We start from the raw sequence: 7,331 nt of genomic DNA on the forward strand, positions 1-7,331 counted from the left end.
TCAGGTACGTCGATGGCCGCGCGGTCGTCCTGAGGGAACGCGTCGCCCCGGCTGTTGGTGGAGCGAATCGTGGCTTCGAGGAATGGCGCGCGCGGATTGGTGAAGCCGAACGTCATCTCCGGTTCCTGCGACGCATCCAGCGTCATGGTCTTGCGGGCCACCGTGGCGCCCCCAAAATGCAGTTCGAGAGCGATTTCCCGTGGACGCGTTCCGTCGTTTTTCAATCCGACAAAAGCTTCCCACGTGTCTGGTCTCGTGGGCGAACGGCGGAGTCCCAGTTTGCGGATGCCGACATTTTCGCCTGCGGAAGGCACTTGCAGGACGCGCAGATTGGACGGCGGAGCCAGGGCCTCGGCTTCGGCGCGCGAAATGCGGCCCGCTCCTGAGAACACGATCTCGCCGGAATGTCCCTGCAAACGTTGCACGCGCTGTGCAAACTCGATGGCCTGTTCCAGATTGAGCGCCGACGCGGACGGCTGCGACTGGCGAATCGCGTTGAGGAGCGGCTCGCGGCGAGTCTCGAATGCCGTGACCGGAGTGGCCAGAGCGTCCGCGCGCACCACCATGACGCGGTCTCCCGCGGGCACGGTACCGAGATAGGACACCGCCAACTGTTTGGCCTGATCGAGAAGAATGCCCTGCCGGGCGCGCGCGCCCATCCACGCCGAGGTGTCCAGCAGCAGCACGTGATCGCGGAGGGCGGTGGCGTCGCCTCCGAAGCGTGGGCCGGCAATCGCCAGCAGGAGCAGCAAGATGCTCAACAATTGCAGCAGCAAGCTCCAGGGCTGCTGAATACGGCGGCTGCGCTTCCATTCGCTGGGGACGTTGCTGGCGGCCCAAAAACGGAGCGTGGCGACTACGTGGCGGCGCTTGGAGCGGTCCAGCAGGTACAGAACCACCACGGCGGCGGAGATGACTCCGGCGAGCGCCAGGAATTCGCCCAGGCCGAGATTCAGGAAGTTCATCGGTGATGCCTACAGAAGCCCGATCTGCTAGTGTAACAGGCTGCGGCGGAGGCCACCGCGGACTGGCGAAAAATGTGTCCGTATCACAGTAATTGCAGCGCGGTTATTGCAGTGCCCCGCTGCGGACCATGGGGCCGAAGATCGCATCTTCAACTGGAGTGGAGGTCGATAGACTCACATAACGGCCCCCGTTGCGCAGTGCGACTTCGCGGAGGTGCGCGCTAAATTCGTCGAACGCCGCGGTGTAGGAAACGCGCGCGTCCTCGCCGAAAGGCAGTTGCAGGCGCGCTCCGGATTCCGCATCCTCCAGATCGAGTTCTCCCTCCCAGGCAGGCTCACGATCGTCGTCCGCCCATACCTGGATGAGAATCAATTCGTGCCCGAAGTCGGCCAGATATTGCAAGGGTTTGTCGCAATCCGCTTCATCGAAGAAATCGGAAATCACGATGGTCAAGCCGGCTTGCGGGAACTTGGTGAGGAAGTCCCGCGCGCATTGCAGGAAATTGGTTTTGCCTCCGGGCTTCAGCGCCGAGAGATAGCGCACGGCGGGCTGGAACCGCTGGCGGCCTCCCCCCACGGAGAGGCCATCGCCCAATCTGTCACTGAACGGCTGGAGTGTGATGGAATCGAGCCGCACCAGGCCGACGTAGCAGACGGCCGCCGCGAGTTTCCGGGCGTAGTCGAACTTGGAGAGCGTGCCGTCGCCGGCGCCCGTGGCCATGGACGGGCTGACGTCGAACAGGATGCGGACAGGAATGCGCGGCTCCAAATGGAACACCTTGAGGAATAGTTTTTCCAGCCGCATGAAGGCGCGCCAATTGACGTCGCGGAGTTCATCGCCGTGATGAAACTGGCGATGGTCCAGGAACTCCTGACCCGCGCCGCCAAAGCGCGAGGTGTTGTCGCCGCCTACCAGGCCGCCCAGCGATTTTTGCCACTGGATGGTGAGACGCTCCAGTTTTTCCAGGAGGCGGGTGTCGATGAGGAGGTCTTCAGCCATGGGTACGCCAGGGTGTTGCCGTTTGACTCCCCCTACTTCGCGGCGGCGCGGGCTGTGACGCTCGGGATGATTTTGCCGAGCACGGTTTCCGGCGTCTGGCCGTCGGCATGGGCGTCGAAGTTCAAGATGATGCGATGGCGCAGCACGGCGCCGGCCACCTGTTTGACGTCGTCAACCGAAAGGTGCACGCGTCCTTTCATCAACGCGAGTACCTGCCCGCATTCCACCAGCGCTTGCGCGCCGCGCGGAGAAGCTCCGTAGCGGATGAACTTGCGGGCCAGCTCGTGGCCCTGGTCGGCATCGGGTTGGGTAGCCATCACCAGATCGATAGCGAAATCCTGCACGTGCGGAGCCACCAGCACATCGCGCGAGATGCTCCGCAATTCAAGGATTTCGCCGTGATTCAAGACCACGCTCACGGGCGTTTCTTCTTTCTGAATGGTCCGGCTGACGATGGTGTTGAGCTCATGCCGCGCCGGGTACTTTACCAGGATCTTCATCAGAAAGCGGTCGAGCTGGGCTTCAGGCAGCGGATAGGTGCCTTCCATTTCGATGGGATTCTGCGTCGCCATGACCAGGAAAGGTGCTTCCAGTTGATGCGTTTCGTTGCCCGTGGTGACGGTGTGTTCCTGCATGGCTTCGAGTAACGCGGACTGCGTTTTCGGGGTAGCGCGGTTGATCTCATCCGCCAGCACCAGGTGCGCGAAGATGGGGCCGGGCTGGAAGCGCAGGCTCTTGTGGCCGTCCTCGGTATCGATAATCATGCTGCCGACGATGTCGGCGGGCATCAGGTCCGGCGTGAACTGGATGCGGGAATATTTCAGGTGCAAGACGCGCGCGAGAGTACGCAGGAGCGTGGTTTTGCCCAGGCCCGGGACCCCTTCCAAAAGCACGTGTCCGCCGGCCAACAGGCAGATCAGGACGCCGTCGACCACATCCTGCTGGCCGACAATGATTTTTCCAATTTCGTCGCGCACCCGGTTGAGTTGCGTGGTGGCGAGTTGTAGGGCGGTTTCCGTGGGCACAGTCTACATCATAGCGCGCGTGGATGGGGTGGCGTCATAAGCGATGATTCTGGCGGAGGAAGAGGGATTCGAACCCCCGAGCGAGTCACCCCGCTAACGGTTTTCAAGACCGCCGCCTTCAACCACTCGGCCATTCCTCCACTTCCCATGGTAACGAATTTCGGGGGATCGGCCTTCTCATACCATCTCGGAAGCATTGTGCCCCGGAGTTTCGGACGGATTGCGGCTACTCCCACTCAAGGCGGGAGCGCAAATGGATTTATGGCGTGGAAAGATGCTCGCAGGCACCGTAATCGTTCCATCCCGAGCTCTCTACCCCTTCCTAACCGACAGGATTTCAAACTTTGACGAACTAATACCGTACATAAATTTCTGGAAATCAATTCCTGTAAGTAGAGGATACCTAAGCATAGTTGTTGTTGAACATGACGCAACAAGTAGCGAAGTAGATCGAATACCAAAAGGAACTGACGGCCGCGCAATCGCGTGAGCCAAACGCCCAACTAAATCAACGACTTAGCTGGGCGTGTGCCACATTTGTGTAAGTTGAAAATTGTTTAAAATCAACAACTTACGTTAGGATTTCTACTCCCACTCAATAGTCCCCGGCGGCTTGTTGGTCAAGTCGTAGAACACGCCGGCGATGCCTTCCACTTCCATCAGCATCCTGGTCATTGTGCCCAGCAGCTCCGCGGGGATTCGAACTGCGCGGGCGGTCATGCCGTCCACCGAATCCACCGGGCGCAGCACCACCGAATCGGGGCGCGCCGGGATGCCTAGGGGGATCAAGACGACGGGGAATTGCCAGATTTCTTTTTCGAAGCCGGAGTTCACGCACAGGTTGCGCACGATGGCGTCTACGCGGCGCAGCCGGTTCATGCGATCGGCAGTGAGATGCGCGGGCGCTATCCTGAGAGCGCTCATCGGGCGGCAAGTGACGGCAGTGCCCACGATACGGTTCACGTCCGTGCGGCTGTTAATGATGGCGGCTGCGTCTTCTTCACTGGACGGCGGCGCGTCGAGCGCCAGCACGGGCTTGTAAGTACGAGAATCGCCCTGCACGCCTACGGAGCTCACCGGAATAATCCACCCATTCCCGGTTCTCTGCGGCGCGGTGATTTCATCCGTGCACAGGCAACGGATTGCGAGTCCCGGCCCCGGGAAGGGATGGCGTTCCAGCAACTCCGGCGCAAGGCCGAGCTGCCGCCCTATCGCGCGGACTTCATCCTTATAGAACTGGGTGAGCGGTTCGATGATGCGGCCCGCTTCGATCAGTTTTTGGATCCCTTCCACGCGGTTGTGATGCGTCTTGATCAAATCGGCCTTGGCGCTGCCGCCGGATTCGATGGTATCGGGATAGATGGTGCCTTGGCCCAGGATCCATTGGCCGTCCAGGTAATGCTCGCTATCGAGAATCTTTTCCTGCACCTCCACGAATTTTTCGCCGATGATGTGCCGCTTGCGCTCCGGTTCGGTGGCGCCGGCCAGTGCGCCGAGAAAGTCCTGCCGCGCGTCAACCACTTGGAACGCGCGCGCGCCGAGCCTGGCGAAATTCTCGCGCACGAATTCCGTTTCTCCCTCCCGCATCATGCCCGTGTCCACGTAGGTTCCGTGCACGCGCTCCGGCCCCAGCGCCTTCAGGCACAAAGTGTAGGCCACCGTGGAATCCACGCCTCCGCTGACGAAGAAGAAAATATTGCGATGTCCGGCCACCTGCCGGATGTGTTCTTCCACGGCGAGGATCTGTCCGGCGGGGTCCCAGTCCTTTTCGCAGCCGCAGATCTCAAACAGGAAGTTCGAAAGAATCGTCTTGCCGCTCGGCGTGTGCGCCACTTCAGGATGAAACTGCACGCCAAAGATTTTTTGCGCCGCCGATCCCATGGCCGCGACGGGGCACGTGTCTGTGCGCGCCAGCACGTCGAAACCGGCGGGCGGCACGGTCACCAGATCGCGATGGCTCATCCAGACCTGTTGGCGTCCGGAGACGCCCAGGAAAATGCTCTCCGCGCCAGTCAGATCGAGCTGCGCGAAACCGTACTCGCCGCGTTCGCCTTTCGATACGGTTCCGCCGAGCATGTGCGCGATCAACTGCTGGCCGTAGCAGATGCCGAGGACTGGAATTCCGGCCGCGAGCAGCGCCGGGTCAATGGTGGGGCTGCCCGAATCGTAAACACTGGATGGACCCCCGGAAATGATGATGCCTTTGCGTCCGGCCAGCGCAGCCGCCGGTGTTTCGCTGGCGGCGACCTCCGCATATACGCCGAGTTCGCGGACCTTGCGCGCGATGAGGTGGCAGTATTGTCCCCCGGCGTCGAGGACCGTGATCTGAGGTTGCAAGTTACTATTGTGCCAGAGCGGGTGGAGCGCGGCTCGCCTTTTGCTGATGTCGATGCCGGTTCAGCATCCCCTGCGGGATGCCAGGAGAGAACATACCGGCTATGATGTTTAGCTATGTTCCCGAGAAGATCGGCGACTAGACACAGGGAGGTCAAGATGCACCGCCAGTCCTGCAACGCCGCAATGGCGTTCGGCCTAATTTTTACCGCGACGACGCTGACATTCTCTCAGCCGGCCTCTGAAGGGCCTCATTCACCAGGTTGGTTTATGCGGGGATCAGCCCCTGATCCGGGTGGGCGCTTGGCCGTCGGCCCGGGCGGACGCGTCCTCATGCCCTCGGGCGGCATCGAAAGCCTTCGCGGTGGGGCGCTCACCGGCTGTATGGCGGACGCCGCAAATTTCTGTGCCGGACAGACGGGTTTGGGGGCCCGTGGCTGCTTGACGCAGAATACAGACAGACTATCCCTCGGGTGCAAGACCGCGCTAGCTGCTCTTCCGCCTCCCACCGTTAGCTCGGTGCCGCTGTGCAGCCGCTCGCCCGTTTGCGGAAATCGACTGGGCGGCGCGCGCTCCGAGTTACAGCGCGTCACGTGGAAACAAACCATGGGGTACACCTACACTTATCCCGTCGACATGCCCCAAGGCGGTGGCGGAGTCTCGGCGGTTCAAATCGATTCGGAAGGGAATATGTGGGCCTTTCAGCGCAACGCGCCGGGAGAACCGCAGTTGTTTAAATTCGGCCCCGATCGCAAGCTGATCTTCTCGGTGGGCGATGACGTGATCGGCCACCAGGAAAAGGCGCACGGCATGGCAGTCGACGCGGAAGACAATGTCTGGATCTGCGACGCGAATGGTTCCACCATCATGAAAATCAGCCCCCAGGGAAAGCTCCTGATGACGCTTGGCGTGAGGGGGAAAAGGGGCGATTGGGATGAAGCCAAGGGACAAAGGCTTCTCTGGCAGCCGCTGCAATTGGCCTTCGGCCGCAATGGGGACATCTATATCGGTGAGGGTCATGGGAACGAGAGTCCCAATGACACCGATTTGGATGATCCCGCCAATAATCTAGGCGCCGCGCGGGTGCTCCACCTGGATAAGACTGGAAAATTTATCAACCAATGGTACGGAAACAGTGTCGGACAAGGAAAATTCAGCATGGTCCATGGCATCGCCGTGGACCCGGGGAACGGCAACGTGTGGCTGGCCGACCGGGAGGAATATCGCCTGGTGGTCTATACCGCCGACGGCAAGTTCGTCAAGACCGTGCAGATGAGAAACCTCATGTGTACCGTCGCTTTCGACCCGAACGGGGACCTGTGGGTCGCAAGCGGCCAGGATGGCCAGCTCTTGAAGATCGACCGGAATGGCAACGTGCTGGGCGCCGTAGGTAACGGAATGGGTTTTGGAGAAGGCGAATTCATCGAAAGTAACTACCTGACTTGGGATAAGCAAGGCAACTTGTATACCGGAGATACCAGCGTTGGCCGGGTTACCGAGATGGTCGCGCCCAAGAAAAAGTGACCGTTGCCGGAGAGAGCCGCGCGCAGCGGACGCCGCCGCCTACTGCTTGGTCATGGCGACAGCGGCTGGCGAAGCTGCCGAATCGAGTCTCCTAAGGCGGCGAGAATCATTATCGTCGCCGCTGCCGTAGGCGTCACGCTCTTGGTTTTGGTTCCGCTAATGGTACTGCCTTATGCGAGCGGTTGAAGGCGGGCGGCATGCAATAGAGCAACTTCTCAGCATACTTGTAAGGCGTTTTGAGACGTCGGGCCGTGTGACGCCGAAGATTCGCCGCGTCAATATGCTTCAGGCCGCGTTCTTTCATGCAATTGTTGATGACGGCTGCGGCGTTCAGTCTAGGAGTTTGTTGAAAAAGGCGATTTTGCGGTGGAATCCGTGGGCCGTAACCCAAGCTCCGCAGGATTCCGGTCGGGATTCTGGTCAATCGACTCATCGGGAGCGGCGCGAGAGCGCCACATCCGATTTCGTTTGGCCCCTTACGCG

Annotated in this window: 6 protein-coding genes and 1 tRNA gene; 2 read left to right on the top strand and 5 right to left on the bottom strand. The window is 60.6% G+C overall.

Annotated features, from left to right (window positions below; translation table 11 throughout):
- From EXQ56_14500 to EXQ56_14515, 4 genes are all read right to left on the bottom strand, one after another.
- Positions 1-965, bottom strand: a 965-nt coding sequence (locus EXQ56_14500) for a VWA domain-containing protein (protein ID MSO21632.1), incomplete at its 3' end; no start/stop codon positions are given.
- Between the two features lie 103 nt (positions 966-1,068).
- The gene (locus EXQ56_14505; GenBank protein ID MSO21633.1) at positions 1,069-1,965 is read right to left on the bottom strand and encodes a DUF58 domain-containing protein; all 897 of its coding nucleotides are present in this window, start codon (positions 1,963-1,965) and stop codon (positions 1,069-1,071) included.
- Positions 1,966-1,997: 32 nt separating this feature from the next.
- Entirely contained in the window at positions 1,998-2,990 is a 993-nt protein-coding gene (locus tag EXQ56_14510; GenBank protein MSO21634.1) for a MoxR family ATPase, read from the bottom strand.
- Positions 2,991-3,040: 50 nt separating this feature from the next.
- Positions 3,041-3,130, bottom strand: a tRNA-Ser gene (locus tag EXQ56_14515).
- A 113-nt stretch (positions 3,131-3,243) separates the two neighbouring features.
- Here EXQ56_14515 and EXQ56_14520 point away from each other — a divergent pair.
- The gene (locus EXQ56_14520; GenBank protein ID MSO21635.1) at positions 3,244-3,480 is read left to right on the top strand and encodes a hypothetical protein; all 237 of its coding nucleotides are present in this window, start codon (positions 3,244-3,246) and stop codon (positions 3,478-3,480) included.
- Positions 3,481-3,575: 95 nt separating this feature from the next.
- Here the strand turns inward: EXQ56_14520 and guaA are convergent, their stop codons facing one another.
- Positions 3,576-5,327, bottom strand: coding sequence for a glutamine-hydrolyzing GMP synthase (gene guaA / locus EXQ56_14525; GenBank protein MSO21636.1), 1,752 nt, complete (start codon positions 5,325-5,327; stop codon positions 3,576-3,578).
- 603 nt (positions 5,328-5,930) lie between these two features.
- On the opposite strand from guaA, the gene EXQ56_14530 reads away from it, so the two are divergent.
- Complete coding sequence (locus EXQ56_14530; protein ID MSO21637.1) at positions 5,931-6,848, top strand: hypothetical protein; 918 nt, start codon at positions 5,931-5,933, stop codon at positions 6,846-6,848.
- Positions 6,849-7,331 lie beyond the last annotated feature (483 nt).

The sequence above is a fragment of the Acidobacteriota bacterium genome, assembly GCA_009691245.1.
Lineage (GTDB): Bacteria > Acidobacteriota > Terriglobia > 2-12-FULL-54-10 > 2-12-FULL-54-10 > SHUM01.

What these genes read in the sequence shown, in the direction of transcription:
- EXQ56_14505 (MSO21633.1), bottom strand. Translation starts at nt 1,965, where the DNA reads ATGGCTGAAGACCTCCTCATCGACACCCGCCTCCTGGAAAAACTGGAG.
- EXQ56_14520 (MSO21635.1), top strand. Translation starts at nt 3,244, where the DNA reads ATGGATTTATGGCGTGGAAAGATGCTCGCAGGCACCGTAATCGTTCCA.
- EXQ56_14530 (MSO21637.1), top strand. Translation starts at nt 5,931, where the DNA reads ATGGGGTACACCTACACTTATCCCGTCGACATGCCCCAAGGCGGTGGC.